The 21918-nt window shown below is 65.2% G+C and carries 25 protein-coding genes and 3 tRNA genes; 5 read left to right on the forward strand and 23 right to left on the reverse strand.

What is annotated here, in order from left to right:
- Positions 1–32 precede the first annotated feature (32 nt).
- From ACR80S_RS13750 to ACR80S_RS13850, 21 genes are all read right to left on the reverse strand, one after another.
- On the reverse strand, positions 33–332 hold the full coding sequence (locus ACR80S_RS13750) for a c-type cytochrome (protein WP_435403540.1): 300 nt from the start codon (positions 330–332) through the stop codon (positions 33–35).
- A 362-nt stretch (positions 333–694) separates the two neighbouring features.
- A complete protein-coding gene (locus ACR80S_RS13755) occupies positions 695–2677 on the reverse strand; it encodes a DNA topoisomerase III (RefSeq protein ID WP_435403541.1) in 1983 nt (660 codons plus the stop codon).
- Positions 2678–2779: 102 nt separating this feature from the next.
- Positions 2780–3004 carry a hypothetical protein gene (locus tag ACR80S_RS13760; RefSeq protein ID WP_435403542.1) on the reverse strand — a complete coding sequence of 75 codons (225 nt, stop codon included), beginning with the start codon at positions 3002–3004 and terminating at the stop codon, positions 2780–2782.
- A gap of 20 nt (positions 3005–3024) precedes the next feature.
- Positions 3025–3612, reverse strand: a complete 588-nt coding sequence (locus tag ACR80S_RS13765; protein WP_435403543.1) for a hypothetical protein — start codon at positions 3610–3612, stop codon at positions 3025–3027.
- 37 nt (positions 3613–3649) lie between these two features.
- Entirely contained in the window at positions 3650–4084 is a 435-nt protein-coding gene (locus ACR80S_RS13770) for a single-stranded DNA-binding protein (RefSeq protein ID WP_435403544.1), read from the reverse strand.
- 21 nt (positions 4085–4105) lie between these two features.
- Positions 4106–4558: a DUF3158 family protein gene (locus tag ACR80S_RS13775; RefSeq protein ID WP_435403545.1), complete on the reverse strand. Its 453-nt coding sequence runs from the start codon at positions 4556–4558 to the stop codon at positions 4106–4108.
- A gap of 358 nt (positions 4559–4916) precedes the next feature.
- Positions 4917–5645: a PFL_4669 family integrating conjugative element protein gene (locus tag ACR80S_RS13780; protein WP_435403546.1), complete on the reverse strand. Its 729-nt coding sequence runs from the start codon at positions 5643–5645 to the stop codon at positions 4917–4919.
- Positions 5646–5727: 82 nt separating this feature from the next.
- Positions 5728–7086, reverse strand: a complete 1359-nt coding sequence (locus tag ACR80S_RS13785; protein ID WP_435403547.1) for an STY4528 family pathogenicity island replication protein — start codon at positions 7084–7086, stop codon at positions 5728–5730.
- A complete protein-coding gene (locus tag ACR80S_RS13790) occupies positions 7086–7688 on the reverse strand; it encodes a DUF2857 domain-containing protein (protein WP_373190512.1) in 603 nt (200 codons plus the stop codon). The genes ACR80S_RS13785 and ACR80S_RS13790 overlap by 1 nt, the downstream gene beginning before the upstream one ends.
- On the reverse strand, positions 7685–9589 hold the full coding sequence (locus ACR80S_RS13795) for a ParB family protein (protein ID WP_435403548.1): 1905 nt from the start codon (positions 9587–9589) through the stop codon (positions 7685–7687). The genes ACR80S_RS13790 and ACR80S_RS13795 overlap by 4 nt, the downstream gene beginning before the upstream one ends.
- 75 nt (positions 9590–9664) lie before the next feature.
- Complete coding sequence (locus tag ACR80S_RS13800; protein ID WP_435403549.1) at positions 9665–9901, reverse strand: type II toxin-antitoxin system HicA family toxin; 237 nt, start codon at positions 9899–9901, stop codon at positions 9665–9667.
- On the reverse strand, positions 9894–10274 hold the full coding sequence (locus ACR80S_RS13805) for a DUF7673 family protein (RefSeq protein ID WP_435403550.1): 381 nt from the start codon (positions 10272–10274) through the stop codon (positions 9894–9896). Before ACR80S_RS13805 ends, ACR80S_RS13800 begins: the two co-directional genes overlap by 8 nt.
- Entirely contained in the window at positions 10271–11674 is a 1404-nt protein-coding gene (dnaB, locus tag ACR80S_RS13810) for a replicative DNA helicase (protein ID WP_435403551.1), read from the reverse strand. The genes ACR80S_RS13805 and dnaB overlap by 4 nt, the downstream gene beginning before the upstream one ends.
- The gene (locus ACR80S_RS13815) at positions 11661–12527 is read right to left on the reverse strand and encodes a ParA family protein (RefSeq protein WP_435403552.1); all 867 of its coding nucleotides are present in this window, start codon (positions 12525–12527) and stop codon (positions 11661–11663) included. Before ACR80S_RS13815 ends, dnaB begins: the two co-directional genes overlap by 14 nt.
- 135 nt (positions 12528–12662) lie before the next feature.
- Positions 12663–12738 (reverse strand) — tRNA-Thr (locus ACR80S_RS13820).
- A 95-nt stretch (positions 12739–12833) separates the two neighbouring features.
- A tRNA-Gln gene (locus ACR80S_RS13825) sits at positions 12834–12908 on the reverse strand.
- A gap of 6 nt (positions 12909–12914) precedes the next feature.
- A tRNA-Phe gene (locus ACR80S_RS13830) sits at positions 12915–12990 on the reverse strand.
- Between the two features lie 92 nt (positions 12991–13082).
- Positions 13083–13355: an oxidative damage protection protein gene (locus ACR80S_RS13835; RefSeq protein ID WP_290908832.1), complete on the reverse strand. Its 273-nt coding sequence runs from the start codon at positions 13353–13355 to the stop codon at positions 13083–13085.
- Positions 13352–14476: an A/G-specific adenine glycosylase gene (gene mutY, locus ACR80S_RS13840; RefSeq protein WP_435403553.1), complete on the reverse strand. Its 1125-nt coding sequence runs from the start codon at positions 14474–14476 to the stop codon at positions 13352–13354. The genes ACR80S_RS13835 and mutY overlap by 4 nt, the downstream gene beginning before the upstream one ends.
- Before the next feature lie 53 nt (positions 14477–14529).
- Positions 14530–16884 (reverse strand): AsmA family protein, encoded by a 2355-nt coding sequence (locus ACR80S_RS13845; protein WP_435403554.1) that lies wholly within the window; start codon positions 16882–16884, stop codon positions 14530–14532.
- The gene (locus ACR80S_RS13850) at positions 16884–17330 is read right to left on the reverse strand and encodes an acetyl-CoA sensor PanZ family protein (RefSeq protein WP_435401921.1); all 447 of its coding nucleotides are present in this window, start codon (positions 17328–17330) and stop codon (positions 16884–16886) included. The genes ACR80S_RS13845 and ACR80S_RS13850 overlap by 1 nt, the downstream gene beginning before the upstream one ends.
- Positions 17331–17525: 195 nt before the next feature.
- On the opposite strand from ACR80S_RS13850, the gene hisB reads away from it, so the two are divergent.
- From hisB to ACR80S_RS13875, 5 genes are all read left to right on the forward strand, one after another.
- Positions 17526–18119 carry an imidazoleglycerol-phosphate dehydratase HisB gene (hisB, locus tag ACR80S_RS13855; RefSeq protein ID WP_435401922.1) on the forward strand — a complete coding sequence of 198 codons (594 nt, stop codon included), beginning with the start codon at positions 17526–17528 and terminating at the stop codon, positions 18117–18119.
- Between the two features lie 31 nt (positions 18120–18150).
- Positions 18151–18792, forward strand: a complete 642-nt coding sequence (hisH, locus tag ACR80S_RS13860; protein ID WP_435403555.1) for an imidazole glycerol phosphate synthase subunit HisH — start codon at positions 18151–18153, stop codon at positions 18790–18792.
- Between the two features lie 106 nt (positions 18793–18898).
- A complete protein-coding gene (gene hisA, locus ACR80S_RS13865; protein ID WP_435401924.1) occupies positions 18899–19660 on the forward strand; it encodes a 1-(5-phosphoribosyl)-5-[(5-phosphoribosylamino)methylideneamino]imidazole-4-carboxamide isomerase in 762 nt (253 codons plus the stop codon).
- A gap of 14 nt (positions 19661–19674) precedes the next feature.
- A complete protein-coding gene (hisF, locus tag ACR80S_RS13870; protein ID WP_435401925.1) occupies positions 19675–20448 on the forward strand; it encodes an imidazole glycerol phosphate synthase subunit HisF in 774 nt (257 codons plus the stop codon).
- 20 nt (positions 20449–20468) lie between these two features.
- Positions 20469–20993 carry a hypothetical protein gene (locus ACR80S_RS13875; protein ID WP_435401926.1) on the forward strand — a complete coding sequence of 175 codons (525 nt, stop codon included), beginning with the start codon at positions 20469–20471 and terminating at the stop codon, positions 20991–20993.
- Here the strand turns inward: ACR80S_RS13875 and ACR80S_RS13880 are convergent.
- Both ACR80S_RS13880 and ACR80S_RS13885 read right to left on the reverse strand, forming a co-directional pair.
- Positions 20990–21583, reverse strand: a complete 594-nt coding sequence (locus ACR80S_RS13880) for a YjaG family protein (protein WP_435403556.1) — start codon at positions 21581–21583, stop codon at positions 20990–20992. The two genes, ACR80S_RS13875 and ACR80S_RS13880, sit on opposite strands and share 4 nt — an antisense overlap.
- A 25-nt stretch (positions 21584–21608) precedes the next feature.
- On the reverse strand, positions 21609–21902 hold the full coding sequence (locus ACR80S_RS13885; protein WP_435401928.1) for an MGMT family protein: 294 nt from the start codon (positions 21900–21902) through the stop codon (positions 21609–21611).
- Positions 21903–21918 lie beyond the last annotated feature (16 nt).

Below are 21918 nucleotides of genomic sequence, written 5' to 3' on the forward strand. Positions count from 1 at the left end.
ACCGCTCTCTGTATATCGCCAAGGTTCAACGACTACTGCTGGCTGTAGTAGGCCGCAATGTCGGCAATGTCCTGATCGCTCAGATTGGTGGCCTGGGGAGTCATCACGGCAGACATGCCGCCACCCCGCTCCCCGGCCCGGTAGGCCTTAAGGGACATCTCGAGATAGGTGGCGGACTGGCCGGAAAGACTCGGATAGATATCGGCGGTAGCCTTGCCGTCCATGCCGTGGCAGGCCGCACAGACAGCGACCTTCCCGGCCCCGGCTTCTGGGTCGCCTTCGGCACTGGCCATCCCCGCCACCGCCATGCCGCCCACCAGCAGCGCTGTCATAAACGCGTTGGTCCAGTGATTCATCATCTGCCCCCTATCAAGGTGTCGAATAGCAATGCTGTAATAAAACCAAAACTAATAAGCTGCCTAACCAGTTAAGCCGAAGTTAAGCAGACACTACGAAGGTTGGGTATACCGCATCGGGGCAAGAAGACAGTACATTGACCCACGTCAACCGCCTGGCCCAAACAACAGACGAAGGCAGCTGTTTCATTGATCACCGGGGGAGGCACGACCTTTTTCGTATATATATATAACCTATGATTCTTGCCAGGCTAGAATTGGAGGGCAGGGTGAATTAGCGTAAAGCTAATAAGACTTTTTTCTTAATGGAATCCATAAAATAGCGCGATAGCAATCATTCAACTCATGAAGCCGCCAACTTTCCGGCAAGCCTTATTACGCAGAATGCCTCGACAATCCGGATAGCGCGAGCAACCCCAGAAGGCACCGTACTGGCCCTGGCGCTTGCGCATAGGCGCCTGACACTCCGGGCACGCCTTGCCCTCTTGCTGAGGCATCGTCACCCTGGAATCCCGCGCATGATGCACCAGCTTCTCCACCATGCCGGCCTGACGTGCCATAAAGTCCTGCAGCGCCAGATGCCCTGCCGCGACGTCATCTAGCGCCTGCTCCCAGAGCGCCGTCATGCCAGGATTGGTGATGACAGAAGGAAGCGCATCGATCAGCTGCTGGCCGGTAGGCGTCGAGATCAGTGCGCGCTTCTGCCTCTTGATAAAGTCCCGTTTCAGCAGTGTCTCGATGATGCCGGCCCGCGTTGCTTCGGTACCGATCCCGGCCGTCTCCTTGAGGCGAGCCTTCAGGCGCTCGTCTGTCACGAACCGGGCAGCGTGCTTCATGGCGGCAATCAGGGTGCCCTCGGTGAAGGGCTTGGGCGGTGTCGTCTGCTTGGCCAGCACCTCAAGCTCCCGAGCTTGGTAGGACTCCCCCTCGCTCAGCGACGGCAGCGGAGGCGCTTCCCGTTCCTCCTCGTCGCCCTCTCCGGCCGCCGCCCGGGGAAAGAGCACGTGCCACCCCTCCACACGCACCTGCCGCCCTGAGGCCACGAACGCTTCGCCCTCCAGGTCCACTCGTAGCTCGGTACGATCATACTCATGAGCCGGCAGAAACTGGGCCAGATAGTGGCGACGAATCAGGTCGTAGACGTTGCGCTCGGCATCGCTCAGCTTGGACAGATCGCAGGCCGCCGTCGGGATGATGCCGTGGTGTGCGGTGATCTTGCTGTCGTTCCATACTCGGCTTTTGCGGCTCGTGTCCATACGCTGGCGAAGCGGCGACAGCGCCTCATCCGAGTGCAGCAGCATCGTCACGATGCGCTCGGCATCCTCGCGCTGGGACTCCGGCAGATACCGGCAGTCGGTTCGCGGGTAGCTGGTCGCCTTGTGGGCTTCATAGAGCGCCTGGGCGATGTCCAGTACCTGCTGGGCACCGTAGCCAAAGCGGCGCGAGGCCTCCTGCTGCAGCGATGACAGATCCATCACCAGAGGCGCCGCCTCCTTCTTGCGGCTCGTCTCGAGGTGGCTGACACGCCCCTGCTGCCCGGTGACTCGCTGAGCCAATGATCGGGCGGCTTCCTCGCTGATACAGCGCCCAGCGGCATCCTGGATCGAGGCATCACCCGGCCGCCACTTCGCCTGAAAGGTGCCGCCCGACACCTGCAGATACGCCACGACTTCCCAGAAGGGCTGGGGGACGAAGTTGGCAATCGCCCGGTCGCGATCCACAACCAGTCGCAGCGCAGGGGTCTGCACACGCCCCACCGAGAGCACCCCCTGATGGCCCTGTCGCTGGGCCAGCACCGTGTAGGCCCGGGTCAGGTTCATCCCGACCAGCCAGTCGGCCCGGCTACGCCCAAGCCCAGCCAGGTAAAGCGGGTAGGTCGCCTCGCCGGGCTGGATGCCGGCCAGCGCCTTGCGGATCGAGGCATCGTCCAGGGCCGAGAGCCACAGGCGGGTGACCCTCCCCCGATAGCCGCAGTAATCCAAGATTTCGCGGGCGATGGTTTCCCCTTCCCGGTCGGCGTCGGTAGCCACCACCACCTCGGATGCCTGGCCCAGCAGCTTCTTCACCACCCCGAACTGCTTGCGGCCGCTCTTCTTGATCTCCATCTTCCAGGTCGAAGGCAGAATCGGCAGCGCCTCCAGGGACCAGCGCTTGAGCGCCGGGTCGTACTGCTCCGGCGGGGCCTGCTCGAGCAGGTGCCCGAAACCCCAGGTCACGACACACCCCTCGCCCTTCAGGAAGCCCTCGCTGCGCTGGCCGGCGCCAATCACCCGGGCAATATCTCGGGCCTGCGAAGGCTTCTCGCACAGGAATAGACGCATTGACACACCTCCCTCATAAGCGTGGAGGGCAGCATGGCAAGGCAGTGGGAGGGAGCGAAGAAAGAATGGGAACGACAGCGAAACGGCTTTGCACCGCCGCCTTTAAGAGCTGGCCATCAGCTCGGCGACGTCCATCACGTCGCCCAGAAGGAACAGCATCTGGGTGCCGGACGAGCCGGCACCTCTGACAATGGGCTGGGGTGGCGCATGGCCGCGAAGGGCGCGGCCGTGCCGAAGGGCATCCTTGAGCTCGGTCACACGAACGCCCAGCAGCTGCGCCGCATGGGCGATGCCGATCCGCTCTTTTCTCAGTGCTGGCGATGTCACCGAATGCCCTCCTGTCTGCGCTAACGGAGCGCCATGCGGAAACGCTCCTCAAGCGCCTCACCCATGGCATCTCCATCGTACCCGGCACTGGTCGTCGGCAGGTACTCGACATTGATGTGCGAGCCGCTGCCGTCGCGCTGGATCTGCGCCTTCAGCACCAGGGAGTGCTCGGCACCGTTGACGGTCTGCCTGGCATAGTCACTCATCTGATAGAAGGCGCCGGGCGTGGCATCGAAGTGCCAGGCACTGTCCATCATCGCCCACTGGTCAGAGTTACTGTTCGGGTTAAAGTCCGCCTCGGAGCGGAATCCAAACTCGGAACGCACCCGAGCATAGGCCGTATCCACGTCCAGGGGAGAGTTAATTCCGAACCGCCCGTAACGATGCCCTGTAGATGCCCTCTGATCCTGACTGGCCACGACAGCCCCTGCTTTAATAGCAGGCTGCTGTTCGGGATCGTAGTTGATCGGCTCCCCGGTTACCGGGTTATTGATGCAGGTCAGGCAGCGCCCTTGAGAGTAGAGATGGTCCTGTGTCGAACAGCCCGCTGCCAACGTCACAGCAGCCCCCAGGCTCACCCAACACAGAACTCCCCTGGCTCCCTTCATCGCTCTTCTCCTTGGTTCATCCATGATCACTCAGCGGCTAGTCCCCGTAGCCTTCCTGGCTGGCCTCTGCGCCGCTGTTGTCTTGCTCAGCCGGCTGCTGATGGCTATGAGGGGCATCCATGATTACCTGAGCCACCCGGTGAGGCAAGATAGCCACCCGGTCTGCCTGCACCTTGAACGCCGTGCGCGTCTCGCCGTTCTGCTCCCAGGTGTCCTGAACCATCTTGCCCACTACCACAATCCGCATGCCCCGCTGGTACAGTCGGGACCAGCGCTCGGCATCACGGTGCCACCACTCCACATCGGCCCAGAAGCCACCACGATCCACGATCTCCCCGTCCTTGGGGACCAGGTTATCGAATCGCACGTTTAGCCTGAGCAGCGTGCGGGGCGGCTGGTTCTCACGCACGGGGAATGTCCGAACCTCCGGATCGCTGCCGATATTCCCCTCACCGTAGAAGCGTGTGCCCATGGGTATCCTCCTTGGTCGTTATCACTGAAATGAGACGGCATGCTCGATATCGGCCAGCGCCTTGCCGATTCGCTTGATCGACCAGTTAATCGTGGCCGCCTTGGCATTGAACACGCAGCGTTGCACCTCCAGGTCAATGACGGACTGCCGCATCGCCTCAGATATGTCATCACGAGACAGGAACGCTTCCAGCAGCCAAAGCCCCATGCTTCTCTGCCTGTTATCGCGCCACTGCAGGGTTCTGGCAGGGATGCCTGACTTCCCCCATGGGGTCAGCCAAAGATCAGTCGACTTCAGCAATCCACCATTCGCCTGCGAGGCTATATCGATCGCCTCTTGCCGCGCCGCTCTTGCCGACTCTTCCAGCTCGTCACGGAGCCGAATCAGCTCCCCCTTACCCTTAAAGGGTTTTAAAAAACCCTTTGCGTAGCTGTTGAATGCGTCATTGCCATAGCTGTTCGGTGCGGTATCCACACTGCTTCCTCACGCTCTTGCTGTGATTCCAGTGGAATCACCCCGAAGCCCCCCCCCGGCACCACCGCCCAAGTGATTCCAGTGGAATCACCCCAGAGGCCCCCTCCAGCACCGCCACCCAAGTGATGCCACTGGCATCACCCCGAAGACCTCCTCGGTACCGCCACCCAAGTGATGCCACTGGCATCACCCTCAGAGCCCTCTCCGACACCGCCGCTCAGGTGATTACAGTGGAATCACCCCGGAGGCCTCCTCGGCACCACTGCCCAAGTGATTCCAGTGGAATCACCCCAGAGGCCTCTCTCGGCACCATCGGCCCAAGTGATGCCACTGGTCATCACCCCGGGAAGCCACACCGCTACTCTTCCGCGGAAGGCGATGGGGCACTTTTCGGCTCGCCTTCGCTGCTGGCCCTCCCGGCCTCAGCCGGCTTGGCAATCGGCGGTGAAAACTCGCTGCGCCGCTTGCCGGAGAGCACGTCGTCGGGCAGCGCACCGAACTTCTCGATGGCGTCTCGGGCCTTGGCATTGTTGGCGGCGAAGTCATCCCGGGTGGCACCGCTGAAGCCCGGGTACTTCTGGGTGCTCGCGCACAGGCTACGCAGGAGGTGTCCGCCAACCCGGACGTACTCCTCCATCTGCCGACGGCCAATCAGGGCAATGTGGTGGGCAAGCATCACGCGCCGGACGAAGCGGTCGAAGTCGATCAGCAGGCGCAGGGCGAGCCATCCATGCTGGCCGCCGGTATAGACGGGAATCTTGAGGGGCTGCTGGTTGAGGTTCTCTTCCACATCCAGCTCTGGCGGCAGCTGAGCCATCAGGCTATCTAGCTCCTGGAGGCGCTGGTCCAGCTGAGCTCGCGTTTCGGCGAGCTTGGCATCCAGCTGCAGCAGCCAGTGATCCGCGTAGGGGTCATCCTTGGCGGCGTTCTGCTTGATCGCACCGCAGATCAGCAGAAACTGCCGCATGCCGATAATCTGTGGGCGTCCTGTCTCGACGCCTCGCCCCTTCCAGATCCGTGCTGCGTGATGGGTATGTAGCGTCAGCTCGATCTTGCTGCGCAGTGCTCCCAGGCGATCAACGGCCATGTCGCGTTGCCCTCATACTGATGTGTGTCCGCGGTATGGCAGGCACTGTCAATCAGTTGATGTGGGGAAGACAGGGGAATCGTTAATGGCCGCTGAGTGGTTTTTTCCCGGCCGATGGCCACAACCCCAGCGAGCGTAGGCACTGCTCTCGGGCTGCTTGGGCTACCTCGGGCGAGGTGGTACTAGGCTTGGTCCCGGACGGCACCGATGCCTGTGGAGAAGCCGATGGCCCCCTTCGAGCCTCCGGCCGTTTTACCGCGTTGGGGGCACCCTGATGCATCCTCCCCGCCCGGCGCTCCGCCTGAGTCTGGGCGTAGCCGGTCGCCACGAACTCGCCGCCGATGGCTCGCTTGATCAGCCCTCGCAGGAAGCCCTTGGGGTTTCGCACCGAGCCACCGCTCATGCGCCCTGCCGCCTCATCGAGAATCGCCTGCTGGGTGTCGCCGGCCAGGTCCGCCATGAGGAGCTGAGTGGCCTGACGCTCGCTCTCAGCCATCGCGAGACATGCCGGCCAGTGCAGGTTCACGGCTGGGGTACCTGTAGGTTTTACACAGTGTGACGTACGTACTGTACGGGAAGAACTGGCAGGGTTTTCATCGAGAACTGCCTCGACAGCCCGGTAAGCCTTTGATTCCAGACCTGGTTCTCTCTGGAAACCAGGGGAGTTCTCTCGGCTAACTCGGCCGGGTTCTCGCTGAGAACTCGGCAGCCTGCCCTGGTTCTTCTGCTCAGTCGCGGGGGAGAACTGGGCAGCGTCATGCCTGGCAGGCGACCGGCGCTGGGCCTGCCTGGACCGAGAGGCCATGGTATCGAGACGCGTCGGCAGCTCATGCAGGGCCCCGGCCTCCTGGAGCTCCTCGAGCACCATGGCAGCAACGGCCTTGACCACCTTGTTCTGGTGATCAAGGCAGCGACACACACACTCCACGTAGTCGGCATCCAGCACCGAAGCTTCTGCGGGCGAAAGCGGCTCGTCGTGCAGGATATAGACGTTGCCAATGATGCGGCCGTTCTGCGCGTTACGCGCCCGGTGGCCGAGGCTGACCCAGCGAGTCAGACGAAGCACAGCGATAACCCGGGCGACCGTGGCCCGCGATGCCTTCTGGCCTGGCGCCCCCCTCAGCAAGGGCTGCAGTTCGTCGTAGGTCGGCACCGCAGTGGTTCGGTCTGGATTGACCAGCATGCGCATCATCTGCCAGCCAAGCTTGTCGACGTGCCCGAGGCGCGTATCCAGCAGCAGCGACCGCGGCACGGTCTCATGGGGATTCCCGAAAAACAGCAGGCCATCAAGGCCTGAGGATGCTGCTTCTCCAGACTGCCCAACCTCACCGTTCACAACGGAGGACGCCGGGGACTCACCCCGGCGCTGGGTCATCTCGGAAGCCGCCTGGCCGATCAGGCGATCCAGTCCCTTCCGAGTGTCGTCCTGCAGCTGCACCATCACCGCTCTCCTTCTGGAGACATCCACTCTTCGGCCGGAGGCGCCGAGCGCGGCTGGCCGGGATCCCCCCACTGCTTGATCAGGTGCCACACCACCGCCAGCGGAATGTCGGTTTCCTCGGCAAGGGTAACCATGCCCTGCAGGTCGTCGGTTGCCTTGGGGTCCAAGGCGATATGCTGCCAGCGCTCCCAGGCATCGTGCTCTGCCTGCTCCGACGGCATCGCCAGCCGCCCCTGGCGCGGTGCAATGCCCAGCAGCTGGCGACGGGTCGAGCAGTCATTGCCGGTCAGGCCGAAGAACGCTCCCATCATGCTGACGCTGGCCCCCAGCCTCAGGCAGCGATCGATCAGGGTCTCGCGATCCTGGTCACGATCGATGCGTGCCAGCACCCCGCGCAGTGCGGCGTGATCCACCGAGAAACGCGCTACCACCGGCCCTGCACAGGCCAGTGAGTCGATATCGCTCGCTCTCAGCCGCCGCAGGGTGCGCAGCTCATCCTCACTGAAGCCAAGAGCCAGCGCACGGCGCATATTGCCCTCACGAAGAAACCCCATGACCTGGCTGAGCAGTGCCTGATTCAGGTTGGCGGATGAAGAGCTCATGACTGGGCCTCCTGTTGTCCCTGCAGGTGTTCACGAAGGCGGCGAATCAGCCGCACCAGACGGAAGAAACGAAGCAGTACCGCATCGTCCCAGGCGCTCTCAGCGCCCTCTTCCCGATGGGTGCCCAGCAGCGCTCCCCATAGGGTGGCGTCGGCGGGGTACTCGGGATTGAGTTCGCCACGCAGGCTGGCCAGCGCCTGCCAGGCGAAGCGTGCACGGCGGTCGGCCGCCTCGGGCAGCGGGTTGAGGTCGAAACCGATGCCGTCGTCATCGGCGATCACCACGTCGCTGCCGCCGAAGCCGCCCCAGCGGGCAATGACCTGCACCAGTTCGCGGATACGAATACGCAGAGAGCGAGGCTCATCCTCGACGCCTTCGATAAACCAGATGTCGGCAATGGGCGGTGTGATTTCGCCGGAGAGCACCGGCGCCGCCAGGGGGGCCAGCTGCTCGAAGTCGAAGCTGGGCACGCCGAGCTCGCTGGCCAGATGGTGACGATAGCCACGCTTCCCCGGGCTCTCTTCCCAGCAAGACTGGGTCAGCCCTTCAAGGCGGGCAGCCCGCTCGTCCTCCGTCCGCGCTGCGCCCTCTGGCCAGTCACCCTCCTCCTCTGCGGGTGCCGCCATGGGCCCTAGGCCGGTCTCCGATGCCGGCTCGCCGAATAACGGCACCGAGGGAGACGGTGACTCGCTCAGCTGCCGTTTTTCGCGCTCCAGCGCGGCAACCTGCTCACGCAGCCGAAGCAGCTCGGCGCTCTCTGCTCTCTCATCGTCGGTAGGCGCGTCTCTGCTGAGGGTCCGAGGCGATGGCAGCTGCTCGGCCTGGGGGTCGGATTGAGGCTGAGATTGAGATTCACGGCCAGGATCCGAAGCGGGCACCTTCACCACCGGCGCACCGCCCGTGGCGGGCTCGGGCAGCGGTGGATAGAGCGAGGGCGGCTGGGCGTCAGGGTCACGCATCTGCTGCAGCTCCACGTCCAGAGCTTCGAAGGCCTGATGCTCTTCCAGGTCCCAGCGTCGCTTGCGGTAGGTGACGATGTTATCGAGGGTCAGCTCGCAGACGTTGAAGTGCACGCCGGTGTGGTCCGCCAGCATGCCGCACAGCCGGTCCACCACGATGCTCCAGTTCATCTCGGTCTGGCCCTCGTCATCGAACCAGGCCATGGTCTGGTGCCAGGCCTCGGCAAAGCGCTCGGGCGTGACCTCCTCGGTGCAGCGCTCCCAGAGCAGCCGGCAGGCTTCACGGTAGCTGATCAGCTTCTCGACCTGTGGCCGCCCAAGGCCGCTGTAGAGGGTGTTGGGCAGGGTAGGCAGCAGGTGCTCGACGGTGTAGAGCATCTTGCTGATATGGCTCTGAGCAACCTGGTAGCCGTCCTCGGCCAGACGCTTGATCAGCTCGCGCTGCGAGAGGGTGTTGCCGTTCTCCTCCTCATACATCGCCTTGGCGTCCACCACGCCCTTGGCACGCTCGATCCAGAGCAGCTGGCCGCGGTTGTCGTTCTCGCTGAGGTGCCCCGTCAGCATCTTCACTTCCGACTGCCAGGGTCGGTACAGGGCATAGAAGGCATGGAAGCGCGACTCACCGGTCTCTTCATAGAGCTCGCGCAGGATCTGCAGGCGGGTATTGCCACCGTCGCAGATGGTGTAGTGCCTCTCGCCCGGCCGCTGGGTGACCGGGGGCTTGTGCTTGAGGCCCGCGGCACGGATCGACGCCTTGATCTCCTCGTACTTGGGGTTCTGGACCTGCCGGGGGTTGTGCTCGTAGGGCTTGAGCATGTCCAGAGTGACCCAGACGGCCATCTCCTGGTCGGGCGGTGTCACGGCATCCACGGGCTGCCCCTGACGCTTGGGGCCGGGCTGCATCAGGCGCTCACGAAGCTGCTGGTCGGTCGGGCGTTTCATCGGCGGTATTCCTCGGTGACGAAGCGGGCGGAGGCGGCACCGCCATGCGGCGTCTGTGTGCTGATGACAGTGGAATCACTCTTCATGGCGGCCCCTCTGCTGCCACTCCGCCCGGCGAAGCTGGGAGCGTGCATTCAGCTCGGCACGGCGGTCCTTGGTGGTAAAGGAGGTGAAGACAGGCGCACAGCCCGGCTTGCTGAACCTCAGATGCCCGCCGCTGGTACGCTGCACCTCCCACCCCCGGGTGGCGGCATAGCGCACCAGGCGCTGCATCCCCTTGCACCCTCGTGCTGCCGACAGCGACTTACTCATCGTTGGCCTCCTCGATCTCCCAGAAGCGTTTCAGCAAGGCATCACCGCCTTCGATGAAGGTGTGGATCTCGTGGCCGCTGTAGGTGGCCATCTGGATCACCGTGAGGGCATCTGCCTGAAGGTCCGCATCCAGCCCGCGCAGCCGCTGCATCTCGAAGGGCCAGCTGTCGCCGTTGTAGAGCGCGAGGAGTAGACGACGCAGGTGGTGGGACTGGCCGCTGTGGCCCTGAGCCACGCGGATCAGATGCTCGAGAGATGAGAGCCCCTGCTGCTCAGACTCAAGCTGACGCTGGCGAGTCTCGTTCATGACCTGAGCCAACGCCTGTGAAAGCCGGGAACGGGGCTCGGGTGTGCGCACGCGATACTGGCTCATGGGGTCACCTCCTGATGCTGCCAGGCCAACGGCTTGAAGCGCGCTGACTCTCCCTGGAACGCCAGGTGCACGGTGCCGGTGGGCCCATTGCGCTGCTTGCCCAGGATCAGCTCGGCCAGGCCGTGGCTCTCTTCGTTGTCGGGGTGATACACCTCGTCGCGGTAGATGAAGGCGATGAGGTCGGCATCCTGTTCCAGCGCGCCGCTGTCGCGCAGATCGGCCATGCAGGGGCGCTTGTTGGGGCGGGTCTCCAGGGAGCGGTTGAGCTGCGACAGCGCAATCACCGGAGTGCGCAGCTCCTTGGCGGTTTCCTTGAGGATGCGGCTGACCTTGCCCACCTCGAGGGTGCGGTTCTCGCTGCCCGGCTCCTGAAGCAGCTGCAGATAGTCCACCAGGATCATGGAGGGGCGCCCGAAGCGGCGGGTCATGCGGCGAGCGCGGGCCTTCAGACTGGAGGCGGTGATGCACGAGGCATCATCGATCAAGAGCTTCCCGTCCAGCTGGGTGAGTCGACTGACCGCGGCGGTTACCTTGGGCCAATCCTCGTCTTCCATCTTTCCGGTGCGCAGCTTCTGCAGGGAGACATTGCCCAGGCTGGCGATCAGCCGCAGCATCAGCTGCGACTCGGGCATCTCCAGGGAGAAGATAAAGACCGGACCGGTAGCCTCCTCTGCCATCAGGGCATGCTCGGCGAAGCCAAGCCCCATGGCGGTCTTGCCCATGGAGGGGCGGCCGGCCAGGATGATGAGATCTCCGGGCTGCCAGCCCGCGGTCATGGCATCCAGCTCGCTCAGGCCGCTCGGGATTCCCGTCACCCCGCCCTGGGCATTGAAGGCCTGATCGATGACGTTGATCGCCTCCCCCAGCATCTCCTTCATGGAGCTCAGCCGCTCATGGCGTTCCTCTGTCAGGGCAAAGAGCTTCTGCTCGGCCTCCTCGATCAGCTCGGCGGCCGTGCGGCCCTGAGCGTTCAGGGCCTGCTGGTTCAGCGTGAAGCAGGTGTGGATCAGCTGCCGCAGCGCATGGCGGTCCTTCACGATCTCGGCATAGGCCGCCACATTGGCCGCGCTGGGGGTGTTGCGAGCCAGCTCTGCCAGGAAGGCGAGCCCTCCCACCTGCTCCAGCTGGTGGGCTTCCTCCAGCGCTTCGGAGACGGTCACCACATCCATCGGCTGGTCTCGCTCGGCCAGCCCCTGGATCGCCTGAAACACCAGGCGGTGGGCCTGCTGATAGAACATGGCAGGGGCCAGGCGGTCGGCCACCTCTTCCCACATGGCGTTATCCAGCAGCAGCCCACCCAGCACCGACTGCTCTGCTTCTAGGCTGTGGGGAGGCAGATAACCGGCTTCCGGGCGCTCCTCGGCCACCCGGAGCTCGACCAGATTCTCAATGGCACTCATCGTGGCAGCCTCCCTGCATGGCGGTGGTGCTGACCATGGCGTCGATCAGCGGCTGCCAGTCTGGGTTGAGCTCACAGGCCATCGCCTTGACCTGGTCGGCAGCGGCAGGCGACTTGCGGCCGGCGGGCTTGCGCGGCTCGAACTGGTGAGCCGGCAGCCCGGCGCTGGCCGCCTGTCGGAAGGCGACACCGGCGCGGATGGTGCTCTGCATGACGGTGACGCCCTGCTCGCCGGCGGCGAACATCTCCGCCAGCGTCTGGTGGATGCCCCGCGCATCGGCGGTTTCATCCAGGCGATTCACGAGTACGGAAACGGGGGGAACGGAGAGGTGGGTGAACTGACTGAGCGCCTCGAGATCGCGCAGCAGGCCAACGGTGCCGCGCACGAACTCACGGGCGGAGAGCAGCTCGGGGGTGATGGGAGAGAGGGCATGGTCGGAGGCCAGGACCGCCATCTCCAGGGTGATGGAGCGCGCCCCCTGGGTGTCGATCAGGACGAGATCATAGCCCGACAGGTTGGAGAGCAGCTGGGCAAGCCGGAAACGGCCGTCCGGGGCGTTGAGCAGCAGCTGAGGGAGCTGGCCGGCATGATCATTGGAAATCACCACATCCAGGTTGGGATGGGCCGTCTGCGATATGACGCGGTCGGGAGCCGTGTCGCTGAGCGCGATCAGCTCATAGGTGCCGCCGGGGGCTTCGGTGCGAAGGGGGTAGTAGCTGGAGAGGGTCGGCTGGCTGTCCAGGTCGATGAACAGGACCCTGAGGCCCGCATCGGCCAACAGGCCACCCAGATTGGCAGTGACGGTGGTCTTACCGACCCCGCCCTTGGTCGAAATAACGGATAAAACGCGCATAACCTCACCTCGGTTCCAGATGGAAACAAGTGTGAGGCTGATGATCTGTCTCTATTTCACGAAGCTGGCTAGAACCACACCCGCACGGGGATTCCGCTACTCGTTCGTAAGCCGCTGATTTCGCACTGCTTGAGATGGTGCCGGCACCAGGAGTCGAACCCGGGACCTACTGATTACAAGTCAGTTGCTCTACCAACTGAGCTATGCCGGCAATGCGACGCTCTGCACCAGCACAGAGGAGTGCATCCTCTGAGCGAGAAAGACCGTGAACCCATGTTCACGGTCTTTCAGAATCAAGGTTGGCGATGGCTGGGGTACCAGGATTCGAACCTGGGAATGCCGATACCAAAAACCGGTGCCTTACCACTTGGCTATACCCCAGCAGTGTGGTGGCCAGAGAGGGAATCGAACCCCCGACACGGGGATTTTCAATCCCCTGCTCTACCAACTGAGCTATCTGGCCGCTGCCAACGGTGCGTATTAAACCCCAGCGGACATTCGGCGTCAACCCCTTGGGTTTCAAAACGATGGCCGGAGATGATAAGGGGATTGGCGTCACGATTCCCGCGGCACATAGCCCTCGGCCTGGTCGGTCTCGCGGTTGTCCAGAAAGCGTTCCATCTGCTCCATCAGGTACTCGCGGGCTGAGGGCTCGAGCATGTTGAGGTGCTTCTCGTTGATCAGCCGGGTCTGCAGCGCCTGCCACTCCTCCCAGGCCTGCTTCGACACGCTGGCCTGGATCTCCTGGCCCTTCTTGCCGGGCAGGGGCGGAAACGGCAGGGCCTCGAGCTCCTGCTGGTACTTGCGACAGACAACAGTCTGGCTCATGAATGGTTCTCCTCTTGGGGACTGAAAGCGGTTCGAGGGCCCGGCGGGGCATCCAGGGCGAAGGGGGAAAGGCCGGTCAGCAGCTTCTTGACTGGCGCCGCCAGGCCGATGGCATCGGGATTCTCGGGATCGTACCAGCGGCGAGTCTCGCCCACCGAATCAAGGACGTCGATCAGCGCTGGCTGGGGGGTGATCTCAAGCTGGAAATGGCTGAATACATGGATAAAGGGAGGGCTGGGCTGCTCTATGGCGCTGCCCGGCGCATGGCTATCGAGCCAGGCCTGCAGCTCGGCATGCTCATCGAACTGGGGCAGGCTCCAGAGCCCGCCCCACAGGCCGTTGGCCGGGCGCTGCTCCAGCAGCACCCGCCCGCGGGAGTCACGCAGCAGCAGCATGCGGGTGGCGCGGGTAGGCAGCGCCTTCTTCGGCTTCGACTCGGGGAAGCGGCGCTCCTCGCCGCGGGCATGGGCCACGCAGACGTCGGCGAAGGGGCAGCGTCCGCACTCGGGATTCCCTCGACGACACAGGGTCGCCCCCAGGTCCATGATCGCCTGGGTGTAGTCGACCAATCGCGCATCGGGCGTGTAGTGCTCGGCCAGCGCCCAAAGGCGGCGCTCCACCGCCGGGCGGCCGGGCCAGCCCTCCACGGCGTGCAGGCGAGACAGGCTGCGTTTGACGTTGCCGTCGAGGATCACCGCCCGCTCCCCGCTGCTCTGGGCGATGATCGCCCCCGCGGTGGAGCGGCCGATCCCGGGCAGCGCGGCCAGCGCCTCCGGGTCCATGGGGACGTCGCCGCCACGCTCGTCGACGATCACGCCAGCGGCCCGGTGCAGGTTGCGACCCCGGGCGTAGTAGCCAAGGCCCGTCCACAGGTGCAGCACCTCGTCCAGCTGAGCCTGGGCCAACTCACGCACCGTCGGGAAGCGCGCCATGAAGCGCTCGAAGTAGGGGATCACCGTAGCCACCTGGGTCTGCTGCAGCATGATCTCCGAGACCCACACCCGGTAGGGAGTGCGCTGCCGCTGCCAAGGCAGGTCGTGGCGGCCATGGACATCGAACCAGGCCAGCAGGCGCCGCTGAAACGCTGCGGCGGACAGGACGGGTGAGGGCATCTCACTCATCGCGGCTCCAAAAAAAGCGCCGACACGAATGCCGGCGCAGAGACTGACTTTGCTCAATCAAATAGACCACGCAGGGCGTCGCGAAGTTCCCGACCACCGCCTTCGCCGAGCCGCTCGTCGAGTCCCTCCAGGGCTCCCTCCAGGCGGCGCTCCACCTCCTCGCCGGCCCGACGGCCCAGTTCGTCGCGCAGCGCCTCGCCGATGACGGATTGGAAGGCCTCCCGGTCGAAGCGGCACCACTCGGCGCTGTCGCCCGAGAGGCTACCTTCGCAGCGCACCGGGAAGGGCACCCGCTCCAGTCGCGGGTTCACCCGGCAGGCGGCGTCGGCGGTGTCGACCACCCGCGCCGCGGCACGCAGCTCGAAGCGTTCGCTAGTGAGGTCGAGCCAGCCCTCGCCCCCCAGGTCGATGCCCGGAATGGCCACCTGCAGGTCGTCGCTTTCGAGGGTGCCGTCGCGAATCACGAAGGTGGCCTCGGCGCGATCGAAGCGAGTGTCCGGGTGCCAGTCGCGGCTAGTCTCGCGTCCCTCCAGGCTAGCCACGGCGGTGCACAGCTCCCGTGAGACGTTGACGTCGAGGATGGCGCCATCGTCGATGCGTGCAGCGATGCGGCCATTCAGCTGGCGCTTGAGCTCCGGCCAGGTGTTGCCCCGGGAGGTCAGCTCGCCGTCGGCGGAGAGGCGTCCGCGCAGCGGGGCCTCCTCGTCGCCCAGGGCTTCGAGAACCTCTTCGGTGCGCACGCGCTCGATGCGGGGCATCAGCTGCCAGTGGATCGGATCGCGGACCAGGTCCAGCACACCTTCGGCGGCCAGGTCGCCCTCGTAGAAGCCGGAGGTGAAGCGAGTCAGGCGCTGGCGCCCATCGGCGCCCTGCAGGGCCAGGTCGACGTCGCGGAACTCGAGCCCCGCCATCGCCAACCAGCCGAGGCGCAGCTGACCGTCCAGCGCCAGCTCGGCGAGCCACTCCGCCGGCACCAGGGTGCCGGGTTCGGCGGCATGGGCCCGGGCAATCCCGGGCAATCCGGCCAGGGAGGGTATTTCGCTCTGGGAGTCAGCCGGCGGGAGATAAGCGTCGAGGTTCAAGCGGTCGCCCTGCAGCTCGAAGTCGAGCATCTGCCCGTCGAGGCCCGCCGCGAGCCGCCCGGTGAAGGTGCTGTCATCCAGCACCAGGGTCAGGCCGGAGAGCTCCAACTGCGACAGGTCGCCCCGCAGCGGACTGGTCAGCGCCACATCGGTCAGGGCGTCGGCGTCGGCCATGGCCGGCAGACTGTCGAAGCGCTCGAGCCAGGGGCGCAGGGAGGTGGGTGCCAGGCGCAGCTGGCCATCATAGGCCGGCGCCTCCAACAGGCCGGCGACGTTGAGGTTGCCACTCAGGCTCAGGCCATGCTCGCTGCTCAGTTCCAGATCGCGCAGACGGGCAGTCTCCTCGACGAGGTCCATCTCCGTGGAGAACGCCAGGGAGAACGGCAGCGGCAATGCCCCCAGGGCAGGATGGTTGAGGGTGGCCTCAAGGAGCCCCTCCTCCAGGCGCAGGCGACGCTCGACGGCATCAAGGCTCAACTGGCCGCCCTTCAGGGTCAGCTTCTGCTCGCCCTCCACCTCCGCAAACCGGCTGGTGGTGCTCAGCGAGAGGTTCTCCAACTGGTAACGACGCTCCGCCAGTCCCAGGGTGGCACGCCCCTCCAGAGAGACATCGCTGGTCAGCCTCGGGGGCTCCTCGCGATCCTCAAGACCTAGGTCATCATGGCCGATCAGGCGAAAAGTGGTGCGAATCGGGAAGGCGCTGCGCGGGTTGACGTTGCTGCCGGTGATACCGAGCGCCTCCAGCCGCAGCTCATGCCCGCTGTTCAGGTCGCGATAGCTCACCTCGCCATCGCGCACTTCCACGCTGGCGATGTTGAGTGCCACGGCCAGGCCTCCCTGGCCGCCCGGTACCGGGCCGGCGGTGGCATTGGCCGGTGCCAGCACCTCCTCGGCGGCCTCGCTGCGCTCGGCGAGACGCTCCATCAGCGTTTCCCAGTTGCCGCGCCCCGTCTCGTCTCGCTCCAGGTTGAGACGCATGCCCTCCAGGGTCATGCCGTCGATGGCGATCTCGCCGCGCAGCAGGGGCGCGAAGGCCAGGCTCACCTCGGCCCGCCGGAAGGCCAGGAAGGACTCATCCTCTCTCACCGATTGCTCCGGCAGCCAGGCGTCGGCTTTCTCCACTCCCACCCCGAGACGCGGATAGAAGGACCAGGTCAGCGGCCCCTCCAGGGCGAGCTCCAGACCGCTCTGGTCGCGAACCACCTCGATCAGCCGCGGCTTGAGATCCTCCGGGTCGAAGAAGGTGGTGACATAGACCACGGCGGCCACGGCCAGCACGGCGAGGATTCCGACCGCGGCGAGAAGAATACTGAATAGGCGCCGCATCACTGCCTTCCTTCAAGCATCAGCAGTTCATAGAAGCCGCTGCGCTGCTCCAGCCGGTAGCCCAGTCGCGTCAGCAGCACCTGGTCGGCCAGCTGCAGTTGGGAGAGCTCGGCGCGCAGGGCCCTGTTCTTCGCCTGAGCCGCCTGTCCCACCAGAGTCAGCAGCCGGGTGCCGACGCCGCGCCGGCGGGTCGGCTTGCGTATGCAGAAGTGCGACAGCCACCAGGCCGAACCATCGTCTCGCAGCGCCACCGCGCCGATCAGACGGTCATTGAAGCGGGCACAGAGAAAGCGCTGGCCATCGGCCAGATGGCTGTCGATAAAGTCGTCCACGGAGGCGGGCAGGCGCTCGGAGGGAGCATCGGCATAGATGCGCGCGAGGTCGAGCTGCGCCTGGGCATCCGCTTCCCAGGCGGCGCGGTCGACGGTATGGAGTGTCACCGGCATTAGATGGGTCTCCCTGGGCCGGGGCGGCGAGGGATCGCCGCCGCGCAGATGGGTGCATTGTAGCGGATGGGGTCAACGATTCACTATAATGGCAGACTTCCGACTGCGGGCGAGGCCCGTCGTCCACTCGTTCTTTCAGGTCGCTGCCCGCCAGTGGCCGCCTTCGACATGCGCCTAGGCGCTGGAGATGCATCGATGTCCGAGCGTATCGCCACGGTCAGCCGTGACACCCAGGAAACCCAGATCACCGTCACCGTCAACCTCGACGGCACCGGCAAGCTGGCCTGCGAGACCGGCGTGCCCTTCCTCGACCACATGCTCGATCAGGTGGCACGCCACGGGTTGATCGACCTGGAGATCAAGGCCGCTGGCGACCTGCATATCGACGACCACCATACCGTGGAAGACCTGGGCATCACCCTGGGCCAGGCCTTCGCCGGGGCCATCGGCGACAAGCGCGGCATTCGCCGCTATGGTCACGCCTATGTCCCCCTGGACGAGGCACTCTCCCGGGTGGTGGTGGATTTCTCCGGCCGCCCCGGTCTGTTCATGGACGTGGCGTTCACCCGGGCCACCATCGGCCGCCTGGACACCCAGCTTTTATGGGAGTTCTTCCAGGGCTTCGTCAACCACGGCATGGTCACCCTGCACATCGACAACCTGAAGGGCTTCAATGCCCACCACCAGGCGGAAACCATCTTCAAGGCCTTCGGCCGCGCGCTGCGCATGGCCGTGGAGCTCGATCCCCGCATGGCCGGCCAGATGCCGTCTACCAAGGGCTGCCTGTAAGGCCGCCGCACGACCACACGAGGAGCGCCCCATGACCATTGCCGTCATCGACTACGGGATGGGCAACCTGCATTCCGTCGCCAAGGCACTGGAACACGTCACCCATGAGAACGTGGTGGTCACTCGCGATCCCCGCCGCATCCACGGCGCCACACGCCTGGTGCTGCCCGGCCAGGGCGCCATCCGCGACTGCATGGGCGAGTTGGAGAAGACCGAGCTGCGCGGCCTGGTGGAAGAGCTGCTGGCCAGCCAGGAGAAGCCGCTGCTGGGCATCTGCGTGGGCCAGCAGATGCTGCTCGACCACAGCGAGGAGAACAGCGGCATCAACTGCCTGGGCTTTATCGGCGGCAATGTGAAGCGCTTCCCCGGCGACATGCGGGACGACCGCGACCAGCGTCTCAAGGTGCCCCACATGGGCTGGAACCTGGTGCACCAGCAGCGTGAGCATCCGCTGTGGGAGGGTATCGACCAGGACGAACACTTCTACTTCGTGCACAGCTACTATGTGGAGGCCGCCGACGACGCCACGGTGTTTGGCACTACCGACTACGGCCGCATCCAGGCCCACGTGGCCATCGGTCGCGACGCCACCTTCGCCGTGCAGTTCCACCCGGAGAAGAGCTCCCGGGCCGGCCTGCGGCTGCTCGAAAACTTTGTCATCTGGGCGCCATGATCTGCGCCCGGGTCATCTGGGCGTCCTGCGCCGGCGCAGAAACCGGGCGGAACACCGCCCAACGATTTTAACCGGGGCCCTGAGCGGCACTCAAGAGGAGCTGGACATGCTGGTGATTCCCGCCATCGATCTGAAGGACGGCCAGTGCGTGCGCCTGAAGCAGGGCCGCATGGACGATGCCACCACCTACGGCGACGACCCGGTGGCCATGGCCGAACGCTGGGTGAAGGCCGGCGCCCGCCGCCTCCACCTGGTGGACCTCAACGGTGCCTTCGAGGGCAAGCCGGTCAACGGCGAGGCCGTGACCGCCATCGCCCGCCGCTGGCCCGACCTGCCTATCCAGATCGGCGGCGGCATCCGCAGTGCCGAGACCATCGAGCACTATCTGGCGGCCGGGGTGTCGTATGTGATCATCGGCACCAAGGCGGTCAAGGAGCCAGCCTTCGTCGGCGAGATGTGCCGGGCCTTCCCGGGTCACGTGATCGTCGGCCTGGACGCTCGAGACGGCTTCGTGGCCACCGACGGCTGGGCCGAGGTCTCCGAGGTCAAGGCCGTGGACCTGGCAAAGCGCTTCGCCGACGACGGCGTCTCGAGCATCGTCTACACCGATATCGCCCGCGACGGCATGATGAACGGTGTCAACGTCGAGGCCACCGCCGCGCTTGCCCGCGAGGGCGGCCTGCCGGTGATCGCCTCCGGCGGAGTGACTGATCTGGACGACCTGCGCGCCCTGGTGGCCGCCGAAGAGCCGGGCATACTCGGCGCCATCACCGGCCGCGCCATCTACGAAGGCAGCCTGGACGTGGCCGAGGGCCAGCGGCTGTGCGATGAACTCACCGATTTACCCAAGACCACAGGGCTCAAGTGAGCCGGGAGCTGAACATGGGACTGGCCAAGCGCATCATCCCCTGCCTGGACGTGGACGCCGGCCGCGTGGTCAAGGGCGTCAACTTCATCGGTATCCGCGACGCCGGCGACCCGGTGGAGATCGCCCAGCGCTACAACCAGCAGGGCGCCGACGAGATCACCTTCCTCGACATCACGGCGAGCCACGAGGATCGCGACACCACGGTGGAGATGGTCGAGCGCATCGCCGGCGAGGTGTTCATCCCGCTCACCGTGGGCGGCGGCATCCGCACCTGCGATGACATCCGCACCATGCTCAACGCCGGCGCCGACAAGGTCTCCATCAACACCGCTGCGGTGACCAACCCCGAGTTCGTGCGCGAGGCCTCCGAGCGCTTCGGCAGCCAGTGCATCGTGGTGGCCATCGATGCCAAGAAGGTCTCCGCCGAGGGCGAGGCGCCGCGCTGGGAGATCTTCACCCACGGCGGGCGACGCCCCACCGGGCTGGATGCCGTGGAATGGGCCAGGAGGATGGTGGAGTACGGCGCCGGCGAACTGCTGCTCACCAGCATGGATCGCGACGGCACCAAGATCGGCTTCGACCTGGGCGTGACCCGCGCCATCGCGGATGCGGTGAGCGTGCCGGTGATCGCCTCCGGCGGGGTGGGCAACCTCGACCACCTGGTAGATGGCGTGCTTGAGGGCGGTGCGGATGCGGTGCTGGCCGCCAGCATCTTCCACTTCGGCGAGTACACCATCCCCGAGGCCAAGCGCTACATGGCCGAGCGCGGGATCGAGATGCGGCTCTGAGAGCCAACGAAGGAAACAGGATGTTGCTGCGTGATCGGCTGATCGCCCTGCTGTTGAGCCTACCGCTTCTGACCTCCTCCGTTTGGGCGGAGGAAGTTAGCGGTTGGCGAGAGCACCTCGACTGGCCACCCGTTATGGAACTCGACCATGTGCTGGTGCAGACCAGCCTCTACACCGACCACTTCAGCCCGGACCCGAACCACACCAACAACCAGCAGCTGATCGCCATCGAGCTGCACAACCCCGATCTGTGGTTCACTGGGCTTGCGCGCTTCAAGAACTCCTTCGACCAGGACTCTCTCTACCTCTACGTGGGGCGCGAGCTGACCATGTGGGAGTCCGGCGACACCCGCATCCGCGCCAAGCTCACCGCCGGCGCCCTCCACGGCTACCGCGGCGAGTACCGCGACAAGATCCCCTTCAACCGCTACGAGATCGCCCCGGCCATCCTGCCCACGCTGGGAGCGAGCTGGAAGCGTCTGGAGGCCGACCTGATCGTGTTCGGCGCCGCCGGACTGATGGTCACCGCCGGGGTCCGCTTCTAGTCGAGTGATAGCCCCAGGTTGCTGACGCCGTCGTTGCGCCCCAGGCGACGCAGCGCCTTGAGGGCATCCCGATCCAGCGGCCCCTCGACGGCCTCGAGCACCGCGTCCTGAAAGTCGTTCTCGTCCGCCATCAGGGGGTGCTCGTGAACCAGAGCCGCCAGGCGCTCGCCGTCCTCCTCGCCTTCGGTCAGCTCGATGAAGGCCCGCACGCCCCCACGAGAGGCCTTGCTGACCTCAAGCACCGCCTCAGGCGCCTCGCCCTGCAGGGTATCGAGCAGGGCCGAGAGCGCCGAGAGCGCCTCCGAGGCGCGGCGAGCACCGAAGCTGTCGTCATAGGCAGGCGGCGCCAGCTCGGCAAGCTTTTCTGCCTGCAGGGCGAAGTCGATCTTCGCGCCCTTCACCGCCAGGCGCTCCCATACCAGGTCGAGGATGGCCCTCAGCGACTGCGGGTTACCCTGGCCTGCGGTCTCGGCGTTGAGCGCCTGCCAGTAGAACCCATAGTTGGGCAACAGGCGCTCGCAGAGCGCCGCCATGAAGGCCTGCTGGGAGCGCGGCTCGAGCTGTTGCAGGCGCTGGTAGAAACCGCTCATGGACTCTCCTCGAAAAATCAGTGTCTCACGGCCAGAGACGTTCGGCCGGGGCCCGGCCGCGGGCATCCAGCACGATCCCTTCCGCAGCGAGTCGCTCGCGCTGCTCCGCGGCACCGGGGTGGTCGGCCAGCTTGCGCGATGCGGTGATGACGCGAAACCACGGCAGGCCGTGGCCCTCGGGTAGCTCACGCAGGGCGCGGGCCACCAGCCGGGGCGTGGCGCCTTCGGTCATGGAGGCGATGCGCCCGTAGGTGGTCACGCGGCCGGACGGGATGGCCGCCAGGACCGTCAGTATCTGTTCACGCAGCGCCGGCTTCATGTACCCTTGCGCCCCC

Origin of the sequence: Halomonas salsilacus, from assembly GCF_051216275.1 — a bacterium.
Taxonomy (GTDB): domain Bacteria; phylum Pseudomonadota; class Gammaproteobacteria; order Pseudomonadales; family Halomonadaceae; genus Halomonas.